The 22,646-nt window shown below is 57.6% G+C and carries 33 protein-coding genes; all 33 read right to left on the bottom strand.

Annotated elements, in window-relative coordinates; all coding sequences use genetic code 11:
* Positions 1–32: 32 nt before the first annotated feature.
* Entirely contained in the window at positions 33–419 is a 387-nt protein-coding gene (gene rplQ, locus ACZ9C1_RS21125) for a 50S ribosomal protein L17 (RefSeq protein WP_003255451.1), read from the bottom strand.
* 42 nt (positions 420–461) lie between these two features.
* Positions 462–1,463: a DNA-directed RNA polymerase subunit alpha gene (locus ACZ9C1_RS21120; protein WP_003255452.1), complete on the bottom strand. Its 1,002-nt coding sequence runs from the start codon at positions 1,461–1,463 to the stop codon at positions 462–464.
* A gap of 22 nt (positions 1,464–1,485) precedes the next feature.
* Positions 1,486–2,106: a 30S ribosomal protein S4 gene (gene rpsD / locus ACZ9C1_RS21115; RefSeq protein WP_023629185.1), complete on the bottom strand. Its 621-nt coding sequence runs from the start codon at positions 2,104–2,106 to the stop codon at positions 1,486–1,488.
* Positions 2,107–2,121: 15 nt separating this feature from the next.
* Entirely contained in the window at positions 2,122–2,511 is a 390-nt protein-coding gene (rpsK, locus tag ACZ9C1_RS21110; RefSeq protein WP_012270237.1) for a 30S ribosomal protein S11, read from the bottom strand.
* An 18-nt stretch (positions 2,512–2,529) separates the two neighbouring features.
* Positions 2,530–2,886, bottom strand: coding sequence for a 30S ribosomal protein S13 (gene rpsM, locus ACZ9C1_RS21105; RefSeq protein WP_003255457.1), 357 nt, complete (start codon positions 2,884–2,886; stop codon positions 2,530–2,532).
* A gap of 131 nt (positions 2,887–3,017) precedes the next feature.
* Complete coding sequence (gene rpmJ / locus ACZ9C1_RS21100; RefSeq protein WP_011531897.1) at positions 3,018–3,134, bottom strand: 50S ribosomal protein L36; 117 nt, start codon at positions 3,132–3,134, stop codon at positions 3,018–3,020.
* Between the two features lie 30 nt (positions 3,135–3,164).
* Complete coding sequence (secY, locus tag ACZ9C1_RS21095; protein WP_003257108.1) at positions 3,165–4,496, bottom strand: preprotein translocase subunit SecY; 1,332 nt, start codon at positions 4,494–4,496, stop codon at positions 3,165–3,167.
* Positions 4,497–4,931 carry a 50S ribosomal protein L15 gene (gene rplO / locus ACZ9C1_RS21090; protein WP_011531896.1) on the bottom strand — a complete coding sequence of 145 codons (435 nt, stop codon included), beginning with the start codon at positions 4,929–4,931 and terminating at the stop codon, positions 4,497–4,499.
* 3 nt (positions 4,932–4,934) lie between these two features.
* Complete coding sequence (gene rpmD / locus ACZ9C1_RS21085; protein ID WP_011531895.1) at positions 4,935–5,111, bottom strand: 50S ribosomal protein L30; 177 nt, start codon at positions 5,109–5,111, stop codon at positions 4,935–4,937.
* Between the two features lie 2 nt (positions 5,112–5,113).
* The gene (gene rpsE / locus ACZ9C1_RS21080) at positions 5,114–5,614 is read right to left on the bottom strand and encodes a 30S ribosomal protein S5 (protein WP_046857343.1); all 501 of its coding nucleotides are present in this window, start codon (positions 5,612–5,614) and stop codon (positions 5,114–5,116) included.
* Positions 5,615–5,617: 3 nt separating this feature from the next.
* A complete protein-coding gene (gene rplR / locus ACZ9C1_RS21075) occupies positions 5,618–5,968 on the bottom strand; it encodes a 50S ribosomal protein L18 (protein ID WP_023629183.1) in 351 nt (116 codons plus the stop codon).
* A gap of 10 nt (positions 5,969–5,978) precedes the next feature.
* A complete protein-coding gene (gene rplF / locus ACZ9C1_RS21070) occupies positions 5,979–6,512 on the bottom strand; it encodes a 50S ribosomal protein L6 (RefSeq protein WP_046857344.1) in 534 nt (177 codons plus the stop codon).
* Between the two features lie 12 nt (positions 6,513–6,524).
* Positions 6,525–6,917, bottom strand: coding sequence for a 30S ribosomal protein S8 (rpsH, locus tag ACZ9C1_RS21065; protein WP_046857345.1), 393 nt, complete (start codon positions 6,915–6,917; stop codon positions 6,525–6,527).
* A gap of 210 nt (positions 6,918–7,127) precedes the next feature.
* Complete coding sequence (rpsN, locus tag ACZ9C1_RS21060; RefSeq protein WP_023629181.1) at positions 7,128–7,433, bottom strand: 30S ribosomal protein S14; 306 nt, start codon at positions 7,431–7,433, stop codon at positions 7,128–7,130.
* 13 nt (positions 7,434–7,446) lie between these two features.
* Positions 7,447–7,986, bottom strand: coding sequence for a 50S ribosomal protein L5 (gene rplE / locus ACZ9C1_RS21055; RefSeq protein WP_003255474.1), 540 nt, complete (start codon positions 7,984–7,986; stop codon positions 7,447–7,449).
* 20 nt (positions 7,987–8,006) lie between these two features.
* Positions 8,007–8,321 carry a 50S ribosomal protein L24 gene (gene rplX, locus ACZ9C1_RS21050; protein ID WP_023629180.1) on the bottom strand — a complete coding sequence of 105 codons (315 nt, stop codon included), beginning with the start codon at positions 8,319–8,321 and terminating at the stop codon, positions 8,007–8,009.
* Positions 8,322–8,332: 11 nt separating this feature from the next.
* On the bottom strand, positions 8,333–8,701 hold the full coding sequence (gene rplN, locus ACZ9C1_RS21045) for a 50S ribosomal protein L14 (RefSeq protein WP_008089810.1): 369 nt from the start codon (positions 8,699–8,701) through the stop codon (positions 8,333–8,335).
* 23 nt (positions 8,702–8,724) lie between these two features.
* Entirely contained in the window at positions 8,725–8,991 is a 267-nt protein-coding gene (gene rpsQ, locus ACZ9C1_RS21040; RefSeq protein WP_003255478.1) for a 30S ribosomal protein S17, read from the bottom strand.
* Positions 8,992–8,993: 2 nt separating this feature from the next.
* Positions 8,994–9,185, bottom strand: a complete 192-nt coding sequence (gene rpmC, locus ACZ9C1_RS21035; protein WP_002555481.1) for a 50S ribosomal protein L29 — start codon at positions 9,183–9,185, stop codon at positions 8,994–8,996.
* Complete coding sequence (gene rplP / locus ACZ9C1_RS21030; protein WP_009397508.1) at positions 9,185–9,598, bottom strand: 50S ribosomal protein L16; 414 nt, start codon at positions 9,596–9,598, stop codon at positions 9,185–9,187. The genes rpmC and rplP overlap by 1 nt, the downstream gene beginning before the upstream one ends.
* Before the next feature lie 12 nt (positions 9,599–9,610).
* Complete coding sequence (rpsC, locus tag ACZ9C1_RS21025) at positions 9,611–10,297, bottom strand: 30S ribosomal protein S3 (RefSeq protein WP_011531889.1); 687 nt, start codon at positions 10,295–10,297, stop codon at positions 9,611–9,613.
* Between the two features lie 13 nt (positions 10,298–10,310).
* Positions 10,311–10,643: a 50S ribosomal protein L22 gene (gene rplV, locus ACZ9C1_RS21020; RefSeq protein WP_003103908.1), complete on the bottom strand. Its 333-nt coding sequence runs from the start codon at positions 10,641–10,643 to the stop codon at positions 10,311–10,313.
* Positions 10,644–10,654: 11 nt separating this feature from the next.
* Positions 10,655–10,930, bottom strand: coding sequence for a 30S ribosomal protein S19 (rpsS, locus tag ACZ9C1_RS21015; RefSeq protein WP_003255482.1), 276 nt, complete (start codon positions 10,928–10,930; stop codon positions 10,655–10,657).
* Positions 10,931–10,946: 16 nt separating this feature from the next.
* Complete coding sequence (rplB, locus tag ACZ9C1_RS21010) at positions 10,947–11,771, bottom strand: 50S ribosomal protein L2 (RefSeq protein WP_003255483.1); 825 nt, start codon at positions 11,769–11,771, stop codon at positions 10,947–10,949.
* Positions 11,772–11,785: 14 nt separating this feature from the next.
* Positions 11,786–12,085, bottom strand: a complete 300-nt coding sequence (rplW, locus tag ACZ9C1_RS21005; RefSeq protein ID WP_003255484.1) for a 50S ribosomal protein L23 — start codon at positions 12,083–12,085, stop codon at positions 11,786–11,788.
* Positions 12,082–12,684, bottom strand: coding sequence for a 50S ribosomal protein L4 (rplD, locus tag ACZ9C1_RS21000; RefSeq protein ID WP_003255485.1), 603 nt, complete (start codon positions 12,682–12,684; stop codon positions 12,082–12,084). The genes rplW and rplD overlap by 4 nt, the downstream gene beginning before the upstream one ends.
* A gap of 12 nt (positions 12,685–12,696) precedes the next feature.
* Positions 12,697–13,332: a 50S ribosomal protein L3 gene (rplC, locus tag ACZ9C1_RS20995; protein WP_011531887.1), complete on the bottom strand. Its 636-nt coding sequence runs from the start codon at positions 13,330–13,332 to the stop codon at positions 12,697–12,699.
* Between the two features lie 80 nt (positions 13,333–13,412).
* Positions 13,413–13,724, bottom strand: coding sequence for a 30S ribosomal protein S10 (rpsJ, locus tag ACZ9C1_RS20990; RefSeq protein ID WP_003186070.1), 312 nt, complete (start codon positions 13,722–13,724; stop codon positions 13,413–13,415).
* A 141-nt stretch (positions 13,725–13,865) separates the two neighbouring features.
* Entirely contained in the window at positions 13,866–15,059 is a 1,194-nt protein-coding gene (tuf, locus tag ACZ9C1_RS20985) for an elongation factor Tu (RefSeq protein ID WP_038707241.1), read from the bottom strand.
* 31 nt (positions 15,060–15,090) lie between these two features.
* Complete coding sequence (gene fusA / locus ACZ9C1_RS20980; protein ID WP_102684364.1) at positions 15,091–17,235, bottom strand: elongation factor G; 2,145 nt, start codon at positions 17,233–17,235, stop codon at positions 15,091–15,093.
* Positions 17,236–17,265: 30 nt separating this feature from the next.
* Positions 17,266–17,736: a 30S ribosomal protein S7 gene (gene rpsG / locus ACZ9C1_RS20975; protein WP_023628750.1), complete on the bottom strand. Its 471-nt coding sequence runs from the start codon at positions 17,734–17,736 to the stop codon at positions 17,266–17,268.
* Positions 17,737–17,842: 106 nt separating this feature from the next.
* Entirely contained in the window at positions 17,843–18,214 is a 372-nt protein-coding gene (gene rpsL / locus ACZ9C1_RS20970) for a 30S ribosomal protein S12 (RefSeq protein ID WP_003255492.1), read from the bottom strand.
* Between the two features lie 211 nt (positions 18,215–18,425).
* On the bottom strand, positions 18,426–22,625 hold the full coding sequence (rpoC, locus tag ACZ9C1_RS20965) for a DNA-directed RNA polymerase subunit beta' (RefSeq protein WP_046857349.1): 4,200 nt from the start codon (positions 22,623–22,625) through the stop codon (positions 18,426–18,428).
* Between the last annotated feature and the right edge of the window lie 21 nt (positions 22,626–22,646).

Below are 22,646 nucleotides of genomic sequence, written 5' to 3'. Positions count from 1 at the left end.
TAGGCCCGGTTTCTTGTAGCAGACAGAACGTCTTACTCGGCAGCTTCTACAGCACCACCGACCGGACGATCAACCAGCTCGACGTACGCCATAGGCGCGTTGTCGCCAGCGCGGAAACCGCACTTCAGGATGCGCAGGTAGCCGCCCTGACGGGTGGCGTAACGCTTGCCCAGGTCGTTGAACAGTTTGCCAACGGCGGACTTCGAACGGGTACGGTCGAAGGCCAGACGACGGTTGGCAACGCTGTCTTCCTTGGCCAGGGTGATCAGCGGCTCGGCAACGCGGCGCAGTTCCTTGGCTTTCGGCAGGGTGGTTTTGATCAGCTCGTGCTCGATCAGCGACACAGCCATGTTCTGGAACATAGCTTTGCGGTGAGAGCTAGTACGGCTCAGGTGACGTCCACTTTTACGATGACGCATGATTCATTCCTTACCAAACACAACGTTCGGTGATTACGACGATCAGGCAGTCGCCTTGTCGTCTTTCTTAAGGCTTGCAGGCGGCCAGTTGTCGAGGCGCATGCCGAGAGACAGACCACGGGAGGCCAGGACGTCCTTGATTTCAGTCAGGGACTTCTTGCCCAGGTTAGGAGTCTTCAACAGCTCTACTTCGGTACGCTGAATCAGGTCGCCGATGTAGTAGATGTTCTCCGCCTTGAGGCAGTTGGCCGAACGTACAGTCAGTTCCAGGTCGTCAACCGGGCGCAGCAGGATCGGATCGATCTCGTCTTCCTGCTCGACCACAACCGGCTCGCTGTCACCTTTGAGGTCGACGAACGCGGCCAGCTGCTGTTGCAGGATGGTCGCGGCACGACGGATAGCCTCTTCAGGATCCAGGGTACCGTTGGTTTCCAGATCGATGACCAGCTTGTCCAGGTTGGTACGCTGCTCAACACGGGCGTTCTCGACCACGTAGGCGATACGACGCACCGGGCTGAACGAGGCGTCCAGCTGGAGACGGCCAATGCTGCGGCTTTCGTCTTCGTCAGTCTGACGGGAGTCGGCCGGCTCGTAACCGCGACCACGAGCTACAGTGAGCTTCATGTTCAGGGCGCCGTTGGACGCCAGGTTCGCGATTACGTGATCGGGGTTGACGATCTCGACATCGTGATCCAGCTGAATATCGGCAGCGGTAACCACCCCCGAACCCTTTTTCGACAAGGTCAGCGTAACTTCGTCACGACCGTGCAGTTTGATAGCCAGGCCTTTCAGGTTCAACAGGATTTCAATGACGTCTTCCTGTACACCTTCGATCGCGGAGTACTCGTGGAGTACGCCATCGATCTCGGCCTCGACTACTGCACAGCCAGGCATGGAGGACAACAGGATGCGGCGCAGCGCGTTGCCCAGGGTATGGCCGAAGCCACGCTCGAGAGGCTCGAGCGTGATCTTGGCGCGGGTTGGACTGACAACCTGCACGTCGATGTGACGGGGTGTCAGAAACTCATTTACCGAAATCTGCATGGATGCACCTATTTTCTAGCCCTTACTTGGAGTAGAGCTCGACAATCAGGTTTTCGTTGATGTCGGCGGACAGGTCGCTGCGAGCAGGAACGTTCTTGAAAACGCCCGACTTTTTAGCAGCATCCACATCAACCCACTCAACGCGGCCACGCTGGGCGCACAGTTCAAGGGCTTGAACAATGCGCAGCTGGTTCAGCGACTTCTCGCGAACCGAGACCACGTCACCCGGACGAACTTGGTAGGATGGAATGTTTACAGTCTTACCGTTGACGCTGATCGCTTTGTGCGAAACCAGCTGACGGGACTCGGAACGAGTCGAGCCGAAGCCCATACGGTAAACGACGTTATCCAGACGGCACTCGAGCAGTTGCAGCAGGTTCTCACCGGTTGCGCCTTTTTTCGAGGCAGCAGCTTGGTAGTAACCGCGGAACTGACGCTCCAGAACACCGTAGATACGACGGACTTTTTGTTTCTCGCGCAGCTGGGTACCGTAGTCGGACTGACGGCCACGGCGCTGGCCGTGGATACCTGGGGCTGCTTCGATGTTGCACTTCGATTCCAGAGCGCGAACGCCGCTCTTCAGGAACAGGTCAGTGCCTTCACGGCGAGACAGTTTGCATTTTGGACCAATGTAACGTGCCATTTATCTGTCTCCTGATTACACGCGACGCTTCTTCGGCGGACGGCACCCGTTATGCGGGATTGGCGTCACGTCGGTGATGCTGGCGATCTTGTAGCCGCAGCTGTTCAGTGCACGAACGGCGGACTCACGACCTGGACCTGGACCCTTGACGTTCACGTCGAGGTTCTTCAGACCGTATTCCAGCGCAGCTTGACCAGCACGCTCAGCAGCGATCTGTGCTGCGAACGGAGTGGATTTGCGCGAACCACGGAAACCCGAACCACCGGAAGTAGCCCAGGACAGTGCGTTGCCCTGACGGTCGGTGATGGTCACGATGGTGTTGTTGAAAGACGCATGGATGTGGGCGATGCCATCAACCACTGTCTTTTTGATTTTTTTACGAGGACGAGCAGCAGGTTTTGCCATGTCTATATTCCTGGGCGATTACTTGCGGATCGGCTTACGCGGGCCCTTACGGGTGCGTGCGTTGGTCTTGGTGCGCTGACCGCGAACCGGCAGACCTTTACGATGACGCAGGCCGCGGTAGCAACCCAGGTCCATCAAGCGCTTGATCTTCATGTTGATGTCACGGCGCAGGTCACCTTCGGTGGTGAACTTCGCGACTTCGCCACGCAGGGTTTCGATTTGCTCGTCGCTCAGATCCTTGATCTTAGCGGCTGGGTTTACACCAGCATCCGCACAGATCTTCTGTGCAGTTGTGCGACCGACACCATAGATGTAGGTCAGCGAGATAACAGTATGCTTGTTATCTGGAATGTTGACGCCTGCAATACGGGCCATTCAGTGGGACTCCAATTGACAGCTACCTACGCCCCGGAAGCCAAGAAATAGGGCGCGAGATAATATCGCTGTAGAAACGAATAATCAACCCAGCAGCACACTAGCTGCTGGGTTTGAAGCGCGGATCACACTCAGCCTTGGCGCTGCTTGTGACGCGGTTCCGCGCTGCAGATCACGCGCACGATACCTTCGCGACGAATGATCTTGCAGTTGCGGCACAGCTTTTTCACCGATGCACGAACTTTCATTACCGACTCCTCGAACCTTAAGGGGCTAAATCAGCGCAGCAGACCGCTGCCGCCGTAGCCTTTCAGGTTGGCTTTCTTCATCAGGGATTCGTACTGGTGCGAAACGAGGTGCGATTGTACTTGGGACATGAAGTCCATCACAACCACTACCACAATCAGCAACGAGGTCCCGCCAAGGTAGAACGGCACGTTTGCTGCTACCACCAGGAACTGGGGCAGAAGGCACACGGCCATCATGTAAAGAGCACCGAACATGGTCAAACGGGTCAGAACGCCATCAATGTAGCGCGCCGACTGCTCACCAGGACGGATACCCGGAATAAAGGCACCGGACTTCTTCAGGTTTTCCGCTACGTCTTTCGGGTTGAACATCAACGCTGTGTAGAAGAAGCAGAAGAAAATAATCCCTGCACTAAACAGCAGAATGTTCAACGGCTGACCAGGAGCGATCGACTGCGAGATGTCCTGCAGCCAGCCCATACCTTCAGACTGACCGAACCAGGCACCCAGCGAAGCCGGGAACAGCAAGATGCTGCTCGCGAAAATGGCCGGAATTACGCCCGCCATGTTCACTTTCAGCGGCAGGTGGCTGGTCTGCGCAGCGAAGACCTTGCGGCCCTGCTGACGCTTGGCGTAGTGAACGGCGATACGACGCTGACCACGCTCGATGAACACCACGAAGCCGATAATCGCTACTGCCAGCAAACCGATTGCGACCAGGGCGAAGATGTTGATATCGCCTGTGCGTGCAGACTCGAAAGACTGCCCGATTGCTCTCGGAAGACCGGCAACGATACCTGCGAAGATCAACATCGAGATACCGTTGCCCACACCGCGCTCGGTGATCTGCTCACCCAGCCACATCATGAACATCGCGCCCGCCACGAAGGTGGAGACGGCGACGACATGGAAGCCGAGGCCAACAGAAAACGCCACGCCCTGGTTGGCCAGGCCAATGGACATGCCAATGGCTTGAACCAGCGCCAGGATAACGGTGCCGTAGCGGGTGTACTGGCTGATCTTGCGACGGCCAGCTTCACCTTCCTTCTTCAACTGCTCCAGCTGCGGGCTGACAGCGGTCATGAGCTGCATGATGATCGATGCCGAGATGTACGGCATGATCCCCAGTGCAAAGATGCTCATGCGCTCCAGCGCGCCGCCGGAAAACATGTTGAACAAGCTAAGAATGGTCCCCTCATTCTGCCGGAACAGATCCGCGAGACGGTCCGGGTTAATGCCTGGTACCGGGATGTGCGCGCCAATCCGATAGACGATGATCGCCATGAACAGAAAACGCAGACGAGCCCAGAGTTCCGACATCCCGCCCTTACCGAGCGAAGAGAGAGCACCTTGCTTAGCCATTTATTCCTCGAACTTGCCGCCAGCTGCTTCGATAGCCGCACGTGCACCTTTGGTGACGGCGATACCCTTGAGGGTGACTGCGCGAGTGACTTCGCCCGACAGCATGATTTTCACACGCTGTACGTGCTGGCCGATCACGTTGGCGTCCTTCAGGGACTGAACGGTGATCAGATCGCCTTCCACCTTGGCCAGCTCGGACAGACGCACTTCGGCGCGGTCCATGGCTTTCAGGGAAACGAAGCCGAACTTCGGCAGGCGACGGTGCAGCGGCTGTTGACCGCCTTCGAAGCCTGGAGCGATGGAGCCACCGGAACGGGAAGTCTGACCTTTGTGACCACGGCCACCAGTCTTGCCCAGACCGCTACCGATACCACGGCCCGGACGGTGCTTCTCGCGACGGGAACCCGGCGCTGGACTCAGATCATTGAGTTTCATTGATTAACCCTCGACCTTCAGCATGTAGTAAGCCTTGTTGATCATCCCGCGATTCTCGGGAGTATCCTGGACTTCTACAGTGTGACCGATACGACGCAGACCCAGACCCTTCACGCACAGCTTGTGGTTAGGGATACGGCCCGAGACGCTCTTGATCAGCGTAACTTTGACGGTTGCCATGATCAGCGGATCTCCTCAACAGTCTTGCCGCGCTTGGCAGCAATGGACTCAGGGGATTGCATGGCTTTCAGACCCTTGAAGGTGGCGTGAACCACGTTCACCGGGTTGGTCGAACCGTAGCACTTGGCCAGGACGTTCTGAACACCAGCAACTTCCAGGACGGCACGCATTGCGCCGCCGGCGATGATACCGGTACCTTCCGAGGCAGGCTGCATGTAGACCTTCGAGGCGCCGTGGGCGGCCTTGGTGGCGTACTGCAGGGTGGTGCCCTTCAGGTCAACCTGAATCATGTTGCGACGAGCAGCTTCCATGGCTTTCTGGATCGCGGCAGGTACTTCGCGCGATTTGCCACGGCCAAAGCCAACACGACCCTTGCCATCACCTACCACGGTCAGCGCGGTGAAGGTGAAGATACGGCCGCCTTTAACGGTTTTGGCTACGCGGTTAACTTGAACCAGCTTCTCGATGTAGCCTTCGTCGCGCTTTTGATCGTTATTTGCCATAACTTAGAACTCCAGCCCGCCTTCACGAGCAGCATCAGCCAGCGCTTTGACGCGGCCATGGTACTTGAAGCCGGAACGGTCAAAGGCAACTTGAGATACACCGGCGGCTTTCGCGCGCTCAGCTACCAGCTTGCCAACCTTAGTGGCCGCGTCGATGTTGCCAGTGGCGCCATCACGCAGTTCTTTGTCCAAGGTAGAGGCGCTTGCCAGAACCTTGCTGCCGTCGGCCGAAATGACCTGGGCATAGATGTGCTGCGAGGAGCGGAACACGCACAGACGCACGGCTTCGAGCTCGTGCATTTTCAGGCGTGCTTTGCGAGCGCGACGCAGTCGAATAACTTTTTTGTCGGTCATTTGCTAGGCCCTACTTCTTCTTGGCTTCTTTACGACGGACTACTTCGTCCGCGTAACGCACACCCTTGCCCTTGTAAGGCTCTGGCGGACGGAAACCGCGGACTTCAGCGGCCACCTGACCCACCAGCTGCTTGTCGATACCCTTGATCAGGATGTCGGTCTGGCTTGGGGTTTCAGCGGTGATACCGGCTGGCAGTTCGTAATCCACTGGGTGCGAGAAGCCCAGAGCCAGGTTCAGGACGGTGCCTTTGGCCTGAGCTTTGTAACCAACACCGACCAGCTGGAGCTTGCGCTCGAAGCCTTGGCTTACGCCTTGGACCATGTTGTTCACCAGGGCGCGGGTGGTACCGGCCATGGCGCGAGCTTGCTGGTCACCGTTGCGAGCGACGAAACGCAGCTCACCAGACTCTTCGGTAACTTCAACAGACGAGTGAACGTTCAGTTCGAGAGTGCCCTTGGCACCCTTCACCGAAAGCTGCTGACCGGCGAATTTGACTTCGACGCCTGCTGGCAGCTTAACGGGGTTCTTAGCGACGCGAGACATGCCTATCTCCCCTTAGAACACTGTGCACAGAACTTCGCCGCCGACACCGGCAGCGCGCGCAGCGCGGTCAGTCATCACACCTTTGTTGGTGGAGACGATAGACACGCCCAGGCCGCCACGTACTTTCGGCAGCTCAGTGACGGCCTTGTACTGGCGCAGGCCAGGACGGCTGGTACGCTTCAGTTCCTCGATGACCGGACGGCCTTCGAAGTACTTCAGTTCGATCGACAGCGAAGGCTTGGCTTCGCCGTTGACTTCGTAGCCAGCGATGTAGCCTTCGTCTTTCAGTACTTTGGCAACCGCGACCTTCAGGGTAGAAGAAGGCATGCTTACGACAGACTTTTCAGCCATCTGGGCATTACGGATGCGAGTTAGCATGTCCGCTAACGGGTCCTGCATACTCATGGGCTAGATGCTCCTGATACAAGAATTATTAGCCTTGCGGCTATCACAACCACCCGAACAGGCAGGGCAAAAAACCCGGGCTCAGGTGAGCCGGTCATTCTAGACACAAGGCAGAAACGAAACAAGCCCCATATAGGGGCTTGTTTCAATGCGAGGTCACCGGCGGTCGGAAGATCGCTCCCCTTCCACCGGCGGTCACGCCAACCGGGATTACCAGCTGGCCTTGACCAGACCCGGCACGTCACCACGCATGGCGGCTTCGCGCAGCTTGTTACGGCCGAGGCCGAACTTGCGGTACACGCCGTGCGGACGACCGGTGATGCGGCAACGGTTACGCATGCGCGAAGCGCTGGCGTCACGTGGTTGCTTCTGCAGGGCGACAACGGCAGCGAAACGCTCTTCTGGAGAGGCGTTCAGGTTGACGATGGTCGCTTTCAGCTCGGCACGCTTTTTGGCGTACTTGGCTACCGTGAGCTGACGCTTCAGCTCGCGGTTCTTCATGCTCTTCTTGGCCATTTTCCTACTCCAATCAGTTGCGGAACGGGAACTTGAAAGCACGCAGCAGAGCGCGGCCTTCGTCGTCCGAACGAGCAGTGGTGGTCAGGGTGATGTCCAAACCGCGCAGAGCATCGATCTTGTCGTAGTCGATTTCCGGGAAGATGATCTGCTCTTTCACGCCCATGCTGTAGTTGCCACGACCATCGAAGGACTTGGCATTCAGGCCGCGGAAGTCGCGAACCCGAGGCAGGGAGATCGCCAGCAGGCGGTCCAGGAATTCGTACATCTTGTCGCTACGCAGGGTCACCTTGACGCCGATCGGCCAGCCTTCACGGACTTTGAAGCCCGCGATGGATTTACGAGCGAAAGTCACGACCGGCTTTTGACCGGTGATCTTTTCCAGGTCGGCAACAGCGTGCTCGATGACTTTCTTGTCGCCGATCGCTTCGCCCAGACCCATGTTCAGGGTGATTTTGGTAACGCGCGGAACTTCCATCACGTTCGACAGCTTAAGTTCTTCCTTAAGCTTGGGAGCGATTTCGTTCCGGTAAATCTCTTTCAGTCGTGCCATGGTCTTCTACCTAGCAGTGTTCAAGCATCAACCGCTTTTTGGGTCGACTTGAAGACACGAATTTTCTTGCCTTCTTCTACTTTGAAGCCAACGCGGTCAGCCTTGTTGGTTTCGCTGTTGAAGATGGCAACGTTGGAAGCGTGCAGTGGCGCTTCTTTTTCGACGATACCGCCCTGAACGCCCGCCATCGGGTTAGGCTTGGTATGACGCTTGACCAGGTTCACGCCACCGATGACCAGACGGTCATCAGCCAGAACCTTCAGCACCTTACCGCGCTTACCCTTGTCTTTGCCGGCGATCACGATGATCTCGTCGTCACGACGAATCTTTTGCATGTCGGATCTCCTTAGAGCACTTCAGGGGCGAGCGAAACGATCTTCATGAACTTCTCGGTACGAAGTTCACGGGTCACTGGCCCGAAGATGCGAGTACCGATCGGCTCTTGCTTGGTGTTCAGCAGAACAGCAGCGTTGCCGTCGAAACGAATGATGGAACCGTCAGCGCGACGTACACCGTGACGGGTACGGACGACAACAGCGGTCATCACCTGGCCTTTTTTGACCTTACCGCGAGGAATTGCTTCCTTGACGGTAACTTTGATGATGTCACCGATACCGGCGTAACGACGGTGGGAACCGCCGAGCACCTTGATGCACATGACGCGACGAGCGCCGCTGTTATCGGCCACATCGAGCATGGATTGAGTCTGAATCATAAAATTTCTCCGACCCCTAGCCCTTAGACTTCAACAGCGCGTTCGAGGACTTCAACCAGTGCCCAGGACTTGGTCTTGGCCAGCGGACGGGTTTCACGGATGGAAACCTTGTCGCCGATCTTGCACTGGTTGGCTTCGTCGTGCGCGTGCAGCTTAGTCGAACGCTTAACGTATTTACCGTAGATCGGGTGCTTTACGCGACGCTCGATCAGAACGGTGATGGTCTTGTCCATTTTGTCGCTGACGACACGGCCAGTCAGCGTACGGACGGTTTTTTCAGCTTCAGCCATGATCACTTACCTGCCTGCTGGTTGAGCACAGTTTTCACGCGAGCGATGTCACGCTTAACTTGCGAGAGCAGGTGCGACTGCCCCAACTGGCCAGTTGCTTTCTGCATGCGCAGATTGAACTGGTCGCGCAGCAAGCCGAGCAGTTGCTCATTCAGTTGCTGTGCGGATTTTTCACGAAGTTCATTCGCTTTCATCACATCACCGTCCGCTTAACAAAGGAGGTGGCGAGTGGCAGCTTTGCAGCAGCCAGGGCGAAAGCTTCGCGCGCCAGCTCTTCAGAAACACCCTCGATCTCGTACAGGACTTTGCCTGGCTGAATCTGGGCAACCCAGTATTCCACGGAACCCTTACCTTTACCCATCCGCACTTCGAGAGGCTTCTTGGTAACCGGCTTGTCCGGGAACACACGGATCCAGATCTTGCCGCCACGCTTAACGTGACGGGTCAGGGCACGACGTGCCGACTCGATCTGGCGAGCGGTGAGACGACCGCGGGCGACAGCTTTCAGAGCGAACTCGCCGAAGCTGACCTTGCTACCGCGCAGTGCCAGACCACGGTTGTGGCCGGTCATCTGCTTGCGGAATTTTGTACGCTTTGGTTGCAACATTTGGCGTACCCCTTACTTAGCAGCTTTTTTACGAGGCGCTGGTGCTTGCGGCTTCAGCTCTTCCTGGCGACCACCAATAACTTCGCCTTTGAAGATCCAAACCTTCACACCGATCACACCGTAGGTGGTGTGAGCTTCGTAGGTGTTGTAGTCGATATCGGCACGCAGGGTGTGCAGGGGCACACGACCTTCGCGATACCACTCGGTACGTGCGATCTCGGCGCCGCCGAGACGACCGCTCACCTGGATCTTGATGCCCTTGGCACCAATACGCATGGCGTTCTGCACGGCGCGCTTCATGGCGCGACGGAACATTACGCGGCGTTCCAGCTGCTGGGCTACGCTCTGAGCAACCAGCATGGCGTCGAGTTCCGGCTTGCGGATCTCTTCGATGTTGATGTGCACAGGCACACCCATCTGCTTGGTCAGGTCCTGACGCAGCTTCTCAACATCTTCACCTTTCTTGCCGATAACGATACCGGGACGAGCGGTGTGGATGGTGATGCGTGCAGTTTGAGCCGGGCGATGAATATCGATACGGCTAACGGACGCGCTTTTTAGTTTGTCTTGGAGGTACTCGCGAGTTTGCAGATCCTTCAGCAGGTAATCTGCGTAAGTCGCGCCGTCTGCGTACCAGACGGAGGTGTGCTCCTTGACGATTCCCAGGCGAATGCCAGTGGGATGTACTTTCTGACCCATCTGATCGACTCCGTTACTTGTCCGCAACCTTGACAGTGATATGGCAAGACCGCTTGACGATGCGATCAGCACGGCCTTTGGCACGTGGCATGATGCGCTTCAGCGAACGCCCTTCGTTGACGAAGACGGTAGAGACCTTCAGGTCATCAACGTCTGCGCCTTCGTTGTGTTCGGCGTTGGCAACGGCCGACTCGAGGACTTTCTTCATGATTTCAGCGGCTTTTTTGCTGCTGAAGGCCAACAGGTTGAGCGCTTCGCCCACCTTCTTCCCGCGGATCTGGTCGGCGACCAAGCGGGCTTTCTGGGCGGAGATGCGAGCGCCCGACAACTTAGCGGCTACTTCCATTTCCTTACCCCTTAACGCTTGGCTTTCTTGTCAGCCACGTGCCCGCGGTAGGTGCGGGTACCGGCGAACTCGCCCAGTTTGTGGCCGACCATGTCTTCGTTCACGAGAACTGGGACGTGTTGGCGACCGTTGTGTACCGCGATGGTCAGACCGACCATTTGTGGCAGGATCATCGAACGGCGCGACCAGGTTTTAACTGGCTTGCGATCGTTCTTCTCCACCGCCACTTCGACCTTCTTCAACAGGTGAAGATCGATAAAAGGACCTTTTTTCAGAGAACGTGGCACTGTCGTATCCCTCTAGTTACTTGCGACGACGGACGATCATGTTGTCGGTACGCTTATTACCACGGGTTTTAGCACCCTTGGTTGGGAAGCCCCATGGCGATACCGGATGACGACCACCGGAGGTACGACCTTCACCACCACCATGCGGGTGGTCAACCGGGTTCATGGCAACACCACGAACGGTTGGGCGAACGCCGCGCCAGCGTTTGGCACCAGCTTTACCCAGCGAACGCAGGCTGTGCTCGGAGTTCGAGACTTCGCCCAGGGTCGCACGGCACTCAGCCAGGACTTTACGCATTTCACCAGAGCGCAGACGCAGGGTCACGTAGACACCTTCGCGAGCGATCAGCTGAGCCGAAGCACCAGCGGAACGAGCGATCTGAGCACCTTTACCCGGCTTCAGTTCGATGCCGTGAATGGTGCTACCTACTGGAATGTTGCGCAGTTGCAGGGAGTTACCGGCCTTGATTGGGGCCAGGGCACCTGCGATCAGCTGGTCGCCAGCACTCACGCCTTTAGGGGCGATGATGTAGCGACGCTCACCGTCTGCGTAGCACAGCAGGGCGATGTGAGCAGTACGGTTTGGATCGTATTCGATACGCTCGACAGTGGCTGGGATGCCATCTTTGTCGTTGCGACGGAAGTCGACCAGACGGTAGTGCTGCTTATGACCACCACCCACGTGACGCGTGGTGATGCGGCCATTGTTGTTACGACCACCAGACTTCGATTTTTTCTCGATCAGCGGTGCGTGAGGAGCGCCTTTGTGCAGCTCCTTGTTGACCACCTTGACCACGAAACGGCGGCCAGGGGAAGTCGGTTTGCATTTAACGATTGCCATGATGCACCCCTTCCTTACTCAGCACTGCTGCTGAAATCGAGATCTTGGCCTGGCTGAAGGGAGACGATCGCCTTCTTCCAGTCATTACGCTTGCCCAGACCACGTGCGGTACGCTTGGTTTTACCCAGAACGTTAACGGTCGACACGTTTTCAACTTTTACGTTGAACAGGCCTTCGACAGCTTTCTTGATTTCCAGCTTGGTTGCATCGGTAGCAACCTTGAATACGAACTGGCCTTTTTTCTCAGCCAGAACGGTAGCCTTCTCGGAAACGTGCGGGCCAAGGAGGACTTTGAATACGCGTTCCTGGTTCATCCCAGCAGCTCCTCGAATTTCTTCACGGCCGAGACAGTGATCAACACTTTCTCGTATGCGATCAGACTGACCGGGTCGGAACCTTGAACGTCACGTACGTCGACGTGCGGCAGGTTACGAGCAGCCAGGTACAGGTTCTGATCAACAGCGTCCGAAACGATCAGTACGTCGCTCAGACCCATGCCGTTCAGCTTGTTCAGCAGATCTTTGGTTTTCGGTGCTTCAACAGCGAAGTCCTGAACCACGACCAGACGGTCGCTACGCACCAGCTCGGCGAGGATGGAGCGCAGGGCTGCGCGGTACATCTTCTTGTTGAGCTTCTGCGAGTGATCTTGAGGACGAGCTGCGAAGGTTACACCACCGCCACGCCAGATCGGACCACGGGTAGTACCGGCACGAGCACGGCCAGTACCTTTCTGACGCCATGGGCGCTTACCGCCACCGGCCACGTCAGAACGGGTCTTCTGCTGCTTGGTGCCCTGACGGCCGCCGGCCATGTAGGCCACGACTGCTTGGTGTACCAGCGTCTCGTTGAATTCGCCACCGAAAGTCAGTTCGGAAACTTCGATCGCCTGAGCGTCATTTACATTAAGTTGCATGTCAGTTTCCCCTTACCCGCGAGCCTTGACAGCTGGACGCACAACCACGTCGCCGCCAGTAGCGCCTGGAACGGCACCCTTGATCAGCAGCAGGTTGCGTTCAGCGTCTACGCGTACTACTTCCAGGGACTGCACAGTCACGCGCTCAGCGCCCATGTGACCGGACATTTTCTTGCCCTTGAATACACGACCAGGAGTCTGGCACTGGCCGATGGAGCCAGGGACACGGTGCGATACGGAGTTACCGTGGGTGTTATCTTGACCACGGAAGTTCCAACGCTTGATGGTACCGGCGAAGCCTTTACCTTTGGACTGACCGGTTACGTCTACCAGCTGGCCTGCAGTGAAGAGTTCAGCTTTGATCAGATCGCCAGCCTGGAAATCGCCTTCTTCAAGACGGAACTCCCAGACACCGCGACCAGCGGCAACGTTGGCCTTGGCAAAGTGGCCTGCCTGAGCGGCGGTCACACGCGAAGCACGACGCTCGCCGACAGTGACTTGCACTGCACGGTAGCCATCAGTTTCTTCGGTTTTGAACTGGGTGACGCGATTCGGCTCGATCTCAATGACCGTGACCGGAATGGAGACACCTTCTTCGGTGAAAATACGGGTCATGCCCGCTTTCCGACCGACTACACCAATAGTCATGTTGTAAACCTCATGAGTGTACGGGGCTTTCACCCGCTATGGCCGCCCATTTCAGAGCGTTACACGACCAGACCGAAGTCTTAGCCGAGGCTGATCTGTACTTCCACGCCGGCCGCCAGATCGAGCTTCATCAGCGCGTCAACGGTTTTATCCGTTGGCTGGACGATGTCCAGAACACGCTTATGAGTGCGAATCTCGTACTGGTCACGCGCGTCTTTGTTGACGTGCGGGGAGACCAGAACGGTGAAACGCTCTTTGCGGGTAGGCAGTGGAATTGGACCACGCACTTGTGCACCAGTACGTTTCGCGGTTTCCACGATTTCCTGGGTGGATTGGTCGATCAGGCGATGGTCGAAAGCCTTCAACCTGATACGGATTTGCTGATTTTGCATTGGATTTCAGACTCCAGGCTGTTCCCAACGGACGCACTACGCCCGCTAAAAGGAGGCGTGATTCTATAGACGCCCCAATTTAGTGTCAACCCAATAAAAAAAGCCCCCGCTGAGCGGGGGCTTTTTCAATCGGTCGAGTGATTACTCGATGATTTTGGCTACGACGCCGGCGCCGACGGTACGACCGCCTTCACGGATGGCGAAACGCAGACCGTCTTCCATTGCGATGGTCTTGATCAGGGTGACAGTCATCTGGATGTTGTCACCTGGCATTACCATTTCAACGCCTTCCGGCAGTTCGCAGTTACCGGTCACGTCAGTGGTACGGAAGTAGAACTGAGGACGGTAGCCTTTGAAGAACGGAGTGTGACGACCGCCTTCTTCCTTCGACAGGACGTAGACTTCTGCGGTGAACTTGGTGTGCGGCTTGACCGAACCTGGCTTGACCAGAACCTGGCCACGCTCAACGTCGTCACGCTTGGTACCACGCAGCAGAACGCCGCAGTTCTCGCCAGCACGACCTTCGTCCAGCAGCTTGCGGAACATCTCAACACCGGTGCAGGTGGTGGTGGTGGTGTCACGCAGACCAACGATTTCCAGGGCGTCCTGAACGCGGACGATACCACGCTCGATACGACCGGTAACAACGGTACCACGACCCGAGATCGAGAATACGTCTTCGATTGGCATCAGGAACGGCTGGTCGATGGCACGAACTGGCTCAGGGATGTAGGCATCCAGAGTTTCTACCAGCTTCTTGACAGCGGTAGTGCCCATTTCGTTGTCGTCTTTGCCTTCCAGCGCCATACGAGCCGAACCGATGATGATCGGGGTGTCGTCGCCTGGGAAGTCGTAGGTGGACAGCAGGTCGCGAACTTCCATCTCGACCAGTTCCAGCAGCTCAGCGTCGTCTACCAGGTCAGCCTTGTTCAGGAAGACCACGATGTACGGAACGCCAACCTGACGGGACAGCAGGATGTGCTCACGGGTTTGTGGCATCGGACCATCGGCGGCCGAGCAAACCAGGATCGCGCCGTCCATCTGGGCGGCACCGGTGATCATGTTCTTCACGTAGTCAGCGTGACCTGGGCAGTCAACGTGAGCGTAGTGACGAATGTTCGAGTTGTACTCGACGTGCGCGGTGTTGATGGTGATACCGCGAGCTTTTTCTTCCGGAGCCGAGTCGATCTTGTCGAACTCAACGACGGCCGAACCGAAAACTTCGGAGCAGACGCGGGTCAGAGCTGCGGTCAGGGTGGTTTTACCGTGGTCAACGTGACCAATGGTGCCAACGTTGACGTGCGGAAGGGAACGATCAAATTTTTCTTTAGCCACGACAGTGAACTCCTAGCCTAAAGGGGCTGAATCAGCCTTGTTTTTTAATGAGAGCTTCGACGATGTTCGACGGAGCTTCAGCGTACTTCGAGAATTCCATGGAGTAGCTTGCGCGACCCTGAGACATGGAACGAACGTCGGTTGCGTAACCGAACATCTCTCCCAGCGGAACCTCAGCGCGGACGACGCGGCCAGAGACCGACTCATCCATACCCTGGACCAGACCACGACGACGGTTCAGGTCACCCATCACGTCACCCAGGTAGTCTTCCGGGGTTACAACTTCGACCTTCATGATCGGCTCGAGAACCACGCCACCGCCCTTCTGGGCCAGTTGCTTGGTTGCCATCGAAGCAGCGATTTTGAACGCCATTTCGTTGGAGTCGACGTCGTGGTACGAACCGTCGAATACCGTGGCCTTCAGGCCGATCAGAGGATAACCGGCAACAACGCCGTTTTTCATCTGCTCTTCGATACCCTTCTGGATCGGAGCGATGAATTCCTTAGGAATCACACCGCCAACGACTTCGTTGGAGAACACCAGACCTTCGGTGATGTTGCCCTTGTCGTCCTGATCTGGCTCCGAGAAACGGATCCAGCAGTGACCGAACTGACCACGACCACCCGACTGACGAACGAATTTACCTTCGATCTCAACGCCGGATTTGGTGATCTTCTCACGGTACGAAACCTGAGGCTTACCGATGTTGGCTTCGACGTTGAATTCGCGCTTCATGCGGTCAACGAGGATGTCCAGGTGCAGCTCACCCATACCGGAGATGATGGTCTGGCCGGTTTCTTCGTCGGTCTTGACGCGGAACGACGGGTCTTCCTGGGCCAGCTTGCCCAGAGCGATACCCATCTTCTCCTGGTCAGCCTTGGTTTTCGGCTCGACGGAGAGCGAAATCACCGGCTCAGGGAAGTCCATACGCTCAAGGATGATTGGCTTCTCGATGTTGCACAGGGTTTCGCCGGTGGTCACATCTTTCATGCCGATCAGGGCCGCGATGTCGCCAGCGCGTACTTCCTTGATCTCTTCACGCTGGTTCGCGTGCATCTGCACCATACGACCAACGCGCTCTTTCTTGCCCTTGACCGAGTTGATGACCGAGTCACCGGAGGCCAGAACGCCCGAGTAGACGCGAACGAAGGTCAGAGTACCCACGAACGGGTCAGTCGCGATCTTGAACGCCAGAGCCGAGAACGGCTCGTCGTCGTCTGCGTGACGCTCGTCCTTACGAACAGCCGGATCTTCTTTGTCCAGCTCTTTGTCGTCCGGGTTGATGCCCTGGATTGCAGGGATCTCGGTCGGAGCAGGCAGGTAGTCGATGACAGCGTCGAGAACCAGGGGAACGCCCTTGTTCTTGAACGACGAACCGCAGACAGCCGGAACGATCTCGCTGGCCAGGGTGCGCGCACGCAGGCCTGCCTTGATCTCTTCGACGGTCAGCTCACCTTCTTCAAGGTACTTGTTCATCAGCTCTTCGTTGGCTTCGGCAGCAGCTTCCACCATGTTCGCGCGCCACTCTTCGGCCAGCTCGAGCATGTCCGCAGGAATTTCTTCCTCGCGGTAGGTGGTGCCTTTGTCGTCGTCGTTCCAGTAGATAGCCTTCATCTTGATCAGGTCGACCTGACCCTGGAAGTTATCTTCCGAACCGATGGCCAGCTGAACCGGAACCGGGGTGTGACCCAGACGATTCTTGATCTGACCCACGACGCGCAGGAAGTTGGCACCGGCACGGTCCATCTTGTTCACGTAGACAACACGTGGAACGCCGTACTTGTTGGCTTGACGCCATACGGTTTCGGACTGTGGCTCAACGCCGGAGGTACCGCAGAACACAACGACCGCGCCGTCGAGTACGCGCAGCGAACGCTCAACTTCAATGGTGAAGTCAACGTGGCCGGGGGTATCGATGACGTTTACGCGGTAGTTGTCGTACTGACCGACAGAACCTTTCCAGAAGGTGGTAACGGCAGCGGAGGTAATGGTGATACCGCGCTCCTGCTCCTGCACCATCCAGTCGGTGGTCGCGGCGCCGTCATGCACCTCGCCCATCTTGTGGCTCAGACCTGTGTAGAACAGGATCCGCTCGGTAGTGGTGGTCTTGCCCGCGTCAACGTGGGCACAGATACCAATGTTACGGTAGCGGTTAATTGCTGTAGTACGAGCCATAAAGCCCTCGCAAAATGATTGATGCTTGAATTAGAAGCGGTAGTGCGAGAACGCTTTGTTGGCTTCAGCCATACGGTGAACGTCTTCACGCTTCTTGACTGCAGCACCTTTGCCTTCGGCAGCATCCAGCAGTTCACCGGCCAGGCGCAGAGCCATCGACTTCTCGCCGCGCTTGCGGGCGTAGTCTACGAGCCAGCGCATTGCCAGAGCGTTACGACGGGACGGACGAACTTCAACCGGGACCTGGTAAGTGGCACCGCCGACACGGCGGGACTTTACTTCGACCAGCGGAGCGATGGCGTCGAGAGCTTTCTCGAAGATTTCCAGGGGGTCGCTGTTCTTGCGCGCTTTGACTGCGTCCAGGGCACCGTAAACGATGCGCTCGGCCACGGCCTTCTTGCCGCTTTCCATCACGTGGTTCATGAACTTGGCGAGGATCTGGGATCCGTACTTCGGATCGTCCAGGATCTCACGTTTTGCTGCTACACGACGTCTTGGCATGATAAGCCCTCAAACGGTCTTCAGGTTAGCCCGGGACGTGGGTCTTCGACCCCTGCCCGACCTTACTCTTATCGACTCAAAAAAATGGATATGTGCAAACGGCCGATTACTTCGGACGCTTGGTACCGTACTTCGAACGACCCTGGTTACGGCCTTTGACGCCCGAAGTATCCAGAGAACCGCGAACGGTGTGGTAACGAACACCTGGCAAGTCTTTTACACGGCCGCCACGGATCAGGACGACGCTGTGCTCTTGCAGGTTGTGGCCTTCACCACCGATGTACGAGGAAACCTCGAAACCGTTGGTCAGACGCACACGGCATACTTTACGCAGTGCCGAGTTAGGTTTTTTCGGCGTGGTGGTGTACACGCGGGTGCACACGCCACGACGTTGCGGGCAGTTCTGCAGCGCAGGAACGTCGGACTTCTCGACCGAACGCTTACGCGGCTGACGTACCAGCTGGTTGATAGTTGCCATCTACTAGCTCCACTGATTGTCTTGCGACTCTATTGTCTTGCAAGAAAGCCAAAAATTGGCGAGACGGAGCCTCACCAAATTTAAGGGTACAAAAGTCTAAAGAGGATCTTGCACCCAGTCAAGACGAGGCCCCGGCCCTCCTCGCCCGGTCATCGGCAACAAATCATGTCACCGATGCCCGCCCGAGGCTTGCCGGGGCCCTGCCCTGTACTTAGTTACCGCTGGAATTCAGCGCTTCGGTCAGTGCGGCTTCCACCTCACTGGCGCTCACACGCAGCGGTTTGTCGGCATCACGGCGACGCTTACGCTCGCTGTGATAGGCCAGACCAGTACCGGCCGGGATCAGACGACCCACGACCACGTTCTCTTTCAGGCCGCGCAGGTAGTCACGCTTGCCGGTTACCGCCGCCTCGGTCAGTACACGGGTGGTTTCCTGGAAGGAAGCCGCCGAGATGAACGATTCGGTGGACAGCGAGGCCTTGGTGATACCCAGCAACACACGGGTGAACTTGGAGATGAACTTGTCTTCGCCGGCGAGACGCTCGTTCTCTACCAGGACCTGAGTCAGTTCCATCTGGTCGCCCTTGATGAAGCTGGAATCGCCCGACTCGGAGATCTCGACCTTGCGCAGCATCTGACGCAGGATGGTCTCGATGTGCTTGTCGTTGATCTTCACGCCTTGCAGACGGTAAACGTCCTGGATCTCGTTGACGATGTACTTCGCCAGCGCGCTCACACCCAGCAGACGCAGGATGTCGTGCGGATCGCTCGGGCCGTCGGAGATAACTTCGCCGCGGTTGACCTGTTCGCCTTCGAAGACGTTCAGGTGGCGCCACTTCGGAATCAGCTCTTCATACGGATCGCTACCGTCGGTCGGAGTGATGACCAGGCGACGCTTGCCCTTGGTCTCTTTACCGAACGCGATGGTGCCGCTGACTTCAGCCAGGATCGAGGCTTCTTTCGGACGGCGCGCTTCGAACAAGTCGGCAACGCGTGGCAGACCACCGGTGATGTCACGGGTCTTCGACGTTTCTTGCGGGATACGCGCGATAACGTCACCGACGCCGATCTGGGCACCGTCAGCCACGCCGACGAGGGCGTTGGCCGGCAGGAAGTACTGGGCAGGTACGTCGGTACCTGGCAGGTACAGGTCCTTGCCGTTGGCGTCGACCATCTTGATCGCCGGACGGATTTCCTTGCCTGCGGCAGGGCGATCCTTGACGTCCAGGACTTCAATGTTGGTCAAGCCGGTCAGTTCATCGGTCTGACGCTTGATGGTGATGTTTTCTTCCATGCCCACGAAGGTCACGGTACCTTTCAGCTCGGTAACGATCGGGTGGGTGTGCGGGTCCCACTTGGCGACGATGGCGCCAGCTTCGACCTTGTCACCTTCCTTGACCGAAATCACGGCACCGTAAGGCAGCTTGTAACGCTCACGCTCACGACCGAACTCGTCGGCAATCGCCAGCTCGCCGGAACGCGATACGGCAACCAGGTTACCGTCGGCACGCTCAACCTGTTTCAGGTTGTGCAGGCGCACCATACCGCCGTTCTTCACCTGGACGCTGTCGGCAGCCGAAGTACGGCTTGCAGCACCACCGATGTGGAACGTACGCATGGTCAGCTGGGTACCCGGCTCACCGATCGACTGCGCAGCGATAACGCCGACAGCTTCACCGATGTTCACCTGGTGGCCGCGCGCCAGGTCACGACCGTAGCACTTGGCGCAGATGCCGTAGCGGGTTTCGCAGTTGATCGGCGAACGCACGACGACTTCGTCGATGCTGTTCAGCTCGATGAACTCGACCCACTGCTCGTCTACCAGGGTACCGGCCGGAACGATGACGTCCTCGGTGCCTGGCTTGAATACGTCACGGGCGATGACACGACCCAGTACGCGCTCACCCAGCGGCTCGACAACGTCGCCGCCTTCGATGTGCGGGGTCATCAGCAGACCCTGGTCGGTGCCGCAGTCGATCTCGGTCACGACCAGATCCTGGGCAACGTCCACCAGACGACGAGTCAGGTAACCGGAGTTCGCGGTCTTCAACGCGGTATCCGCCAGACCTTTACGAGCACCGTGAGTCGAGATGAAGTACTGCAGTACGCTCAGACCTTCACGGAAGTTCGCGGTGATCGGCGTCTCGATGATCGAGCCGTCCGGCTTGGCCATCAGGCCACGCATACCGGCCAGCTGACGGATCTGAGCGGCGGAACCACGCGCACCGGAGTCGGCCATCATGTACATCGAGTTGAAGGACTCTTGCTCGACTTCCTTGCCCTCGCGATCGACTACCTTCTCTTTCGAGAGGTTGGCCATCATCGCCTTGGACACTTCGTCGTTCGCCTTGGACCACAAGTCGATGACCTTGTTGTACTTCTCGCCCTGGGTGACCAGGCCGGAGGCGTACTGGCTCTCGATTTCCTTCACTTCGTCGGTAGCGGTACCGATGATGCGGGCTTTCTCGTCCGGGATAACGAAGTCGTTAACGCCGATCGAAACGCCGGAAATGGTCGAGTAGGCAAAACCGGTGTACATCAGCTGGTCAGCGAAGATCACGGTCTCTTTCAGACCCACCACGCGGTAGCACTGGTTGATCAGCTTGGAGATCGCCTTCTTCTTCATCGACTGGTTGACGACGTCGAACGGCAGGCCGGCCGGTACTACCTGGAACAGCAGCGCACGGCCGACGGTGGTGTCGACGATACGGGTGTTCTTGGTGATGCTGCCATCACGGTCTTTCACGGTTTCGTTGATACGAACCTTGATTTTCGCGTGCAGGGCGGCTTCGCCGGCGCGGAATACGCGGTCGACTTCCTGCAGGTCGGCGAATACGCGACCTTCGCCCTTGGCGTTGATGGCTTCACGGGTCATGTAGTACAGACCCAGTACCACGTCCTGCGACGGAACGATGATTGGCTCACCGTTGGCTGGCGACAGGATGTTGTTGGTCGACATCATCAGCGCACGCGCTTCGAGCTGGGCTTCCAGGGTCAGCGGCACGTGAACGGCCATCTGGTCACCGTCGAAGTCGGCGTTGTACGCGGCGCAGACCAGCGGGTGGAGCTGGATAGCCTTACCTTCGATCAGCACGGGCTCGAAAGCCTGGATACCCAGACGGTGCAGGGTAGGCGCACGGTTGAGCAGTACGGGGTGTTCGCGGATCACCTCGGCGAGCACGTCCCACACCTCCGGCAGCTCGCGCTCGACCATCTTCTTGGCAGCCTTGATGGTGGTCGCCAGACCACGCATTTCCAGCTTGCCGAAAATGAACGGCTTGAACAGCTCGAGGGCCATCTTCTTCGGCAGACCGCACTGGTGCAGACGCAGGGTCGGGCCTACGGTAATTACCGAACGACCGGAGTAGTCCACGCGCTTACCGAGCAAGTTCTGACGGAAGCGACCCTGCTTACCTTTGATCATGTCGGCCAGGGACTTCAGCGGACGCTTGTTCGAGCCAGTGATGGCGCGACCGCGACGGCCGTTGTCGAGCAGGGCGTCGACCGCCTCCTGCAGCATGCGCTTTTCGTTGCGCACGATGATGTCCGGCGCCGACAGATCGAGCAGGCGCTTCAGACGGTTGTTACGGTTGATCACCCGACGATACAGGTCGTTCAGGTCGGAGGTCGCGAAGCGGCCGCCATCCAGCGGTACCAGCGGACGCAGGTCCGGCGGCAGTACTGGCAGGACGGTCAGGACCATCCACTCAGGCAGGTTGCCCGAGCCCTGGAAAGCTTCCATCAGCTTCAGGCGCTTGGACAGCTTCTTGATCTTGGTTTCCGAGTTGGTCTGCGGAATTTCTTCGCGCAGGCGGCCGATCTCGTGCTCCAGGTCGATAGCGTGCAGCAGCTCGCGGACAGCCTCGGCACCCATGCGGGCGTCGAAGTCGTCACCGAACTCTTCCAGCGCTTCGAAGTACTGCTCGTCGTTCAGCAGCTGGCCCTTCTCGAGGGTGGTCATGCCCGGATCGATCACCACGTAGCTCTCGAAGTAGAGCACGCGCTCGATGTCACGCAGGGTCATGTCCATCAGCAGGCCGATGCGGGACGGCAGCGACTTCAGGAACCAGATGTGGGCAACCGGCGAGGCCAGTTCGATGTGCGCCATGCGCTCACGACGAACCTTGGCCAGGGCAACTTCAACGCCGCACTTCTCGCAGATCACGCCGCGGTGCTTGAGGCGCTTGTACTTGCCGCACAGGCACTCGTAGTCCTTGACTGGGCCAAAGATCTTGGCGCAGAACAGGCCGTCACGCTCAGGCTTGAACGTACGGTAGTTGATGGTTTCCGGCTTCTTGACTTCACCGAACGACCACGAACGGATCATTTCAGGCGACGCCAGACCGATGCGGATGGCGTCGAACTCTTCGACTTGACCCTGGTTTTTCAGCAAATTCAGTAGGTCTTTCAAGGCCTTTCCTCCTGGCGGAGC

It is taken from the genome of Pseudomonas sp. TE21435 (assembly GCF_056279265.1).
This window is presented reverse-complemented; position numbering and strand designations above follow the sequence as displayed.

Bases quoted from the DNA above. Each gene is read 5' to 3' on its own strand.
- rplQ (WP_003255451.1), bottom strand. From the start codon at position 419: ATGCGTCATCGTAAAAGTGGACGTCACCTGAGCCGTACTAGCTCTCAC.
- ACZ9C1_RS21120 (WP_003255452.1), bottom strand. From the start codon at position 1,463: ATGCAGATTTCGGTAAATGAGTTTCTGACACCCCGTCACATCGACGTG.
- rpsD (WP_023629185.1), bottom strand. From the start codon at position 2,106: ATGGCACGTTACATTGGTCCAAAATGCAAACTGTCTCGCCGTGAAGGC.
- rpsK (WP_012270237.1), bottom strand. From the start codon at position 2,511: ATGGCAAAACCTGCTGCTCGTCCTCGTAAAAAAATCAAAAAGACAGTG.
- rpsM (WP_003255457.1), bottom strand. From the start codon at position 2,886: ATGGCCCGTATTGCAGGCGTCAACATTCCAGATAACAAGCATACTGTT.
- rpmJ (WP_011531897.1), bottom strand. From the start codon at position 3,134: ATGAAAGTTCGTGCATCGGTGAAAAAGCTGTGCCGCAACTGCAAGATC.
- secY (WP_003257108.1), bottom strand. From the start codon at position 4,496: ATGGCTAAGCAAGGTGCTCTCTCTTCGCTCGGTAAGGGCGGGATGTCG.
- rplO (WP_011531896.1), bottom strand. From the start codon at position 4,931: ATGAAACTCAATGATCTGAGTCCAGCGCCGGGTTCCCGTCGCGAGAAG.
- rpmD (WP_011531895.1), bottom strand. From the start codon at position 5,111: ATGGCAACCGTCAAAGTTACGCTGATCAAGAGCGTCTCGGGCCGTATC.
- rpsE (WP_046857343.1), bottom strand. From the start codon at position 5,614: ATGGCAAATAACGATCAAAAGCGCGACGAAGGCTACATCGAGAAGCTG.
- rplR (WP_023629183.1), bottom strand. From the start codon at position 5,968: ATGACCGACAAAAAAGTTATTCGACTGCGTCGCGCTCGCAAAGCACGC.
- rplF (WP_046857344.1), bottom strand. From the start codon at position 6,512: ATGTCTCGCGTCGCTAAGAACCCCGTTAAGCTGCCAGCAGGCGTCGAA.
- rpsH (WP_046857345.1), bottom strand. From the start codon at position 6,917: ATGAGTATGCAGGACCCGTTAGCGGACATGCTAACTCGCATCCGTAAT.
- rpsN (WP_023629181.1), bottom strand. From the start codon at position 7,433: ATGGCCAAGAAGAGCATGAAGAACCGCGAGCTGAAGCGTCAGCTCACG.
- rplE (WP_003255474.1), bottom strand. From the start codon at position 7,986: ATGGCACGACTGAAAGAGATTTACCGGAACGAAATCGCTCCCAAGCTT.
- rplX (WP_023629180.1), bottom strand. From the start codon at position 8,321: ATGCAAAAGATTCGTCGTGACGACGAGATCATCGTGATCGCCGGCAAA.
- rplN (WP_008089810.1), bottom strand. From the start codon at position 8,701: ATGATTCAGACTCAATCCATGCTCGATGTGGCCGATAACAGCGGCGCT.
- rpsQ (WP_003255478.1), bottom strand. From the start codon at position 8,991: ATGGCTGAAGCTGAAAAAACCGTCCGTACGCTGACTGGCCGTGTCGTC.
- rpmC (WP_002555481.1), bottom strand. From the start codon at position 9,185: ATGAAAGCGAATGAACTTCGTGAAAAATCCGCACAGCAACTGAATGAG.
- rplP (WP_009397508.1), bottom strand. From the start codon at position 9,598: ATGTTGCAACCAAAGCGTACAAAATTCCGCAAGCAGATGACCGGCCAC.
- rpsC (WP_011531889.1), bottom strand. From the start codon at position 10,297: ATGGGTCAGAAAGTACATCCCACTGGCATTCGCCTGGGAATCGTCAAG.
- rplV (WP_003103908.1), bottom strand. From the start codon at position 10,643: ATGGAAGTAGCCGCTAAGTTGTCGGGCGCTCGCATCTCCGCCCAGAAA.
- rplB (WP_003255483.1), bottom strand. From the start codon at position 11,771: ATGGCAATCGTTAAATGCAAACCGACTTCCCCTGGCCGCCGTTTCGTG.
- rplW (WP_003255484.1), bottom strand. From the start codon at position 12,085: ATGAACCAGGAACGCGTATTCAAAGTCCTCCTTGGCCCGCACGTTTCC.
- rplD (WP_003255485.1), bottom strand. From the start codon at position 12,684: ATGCAACTTAATGTAAATGACGCTCAGGCGATCGAAGTTTCCGAACTG.
- rplC (WP_011531887.1), bottom strand. From the start codon at position 13,332: ATGACTATTGGTGTAGTCGGTCGGAAAGCGGGCATGACCCGTATTTTC.
- rpsJ (WP_003186070.1), bottom strand. From the start codon at position 13,724: ATGCAAAATCAGCAAATCCGTATCAGGTTGAAGGCTTTCGACCATCGC.
- fusA (WP_102684364.1), bottom strand. From the start codon at position 17,235: ATGGCTCGTACTACAGCAATTAACCGCTACCGTAACATTGGTATCTGT.
- rpsG (WP_023628750.1), bottom strand. From the start codon at position 17,736: ATGCCAAGACGTCGTGTAGCAGCAAAACGTGAGATCCTGGACGATCCG.
- rpsL (WP_003255492.1), bottom strand. From the start codon at position 18,214: ATGGCAACTATCAACCAGCTGGTACGTCAGCCGCGTAAGCGTTCGGTC.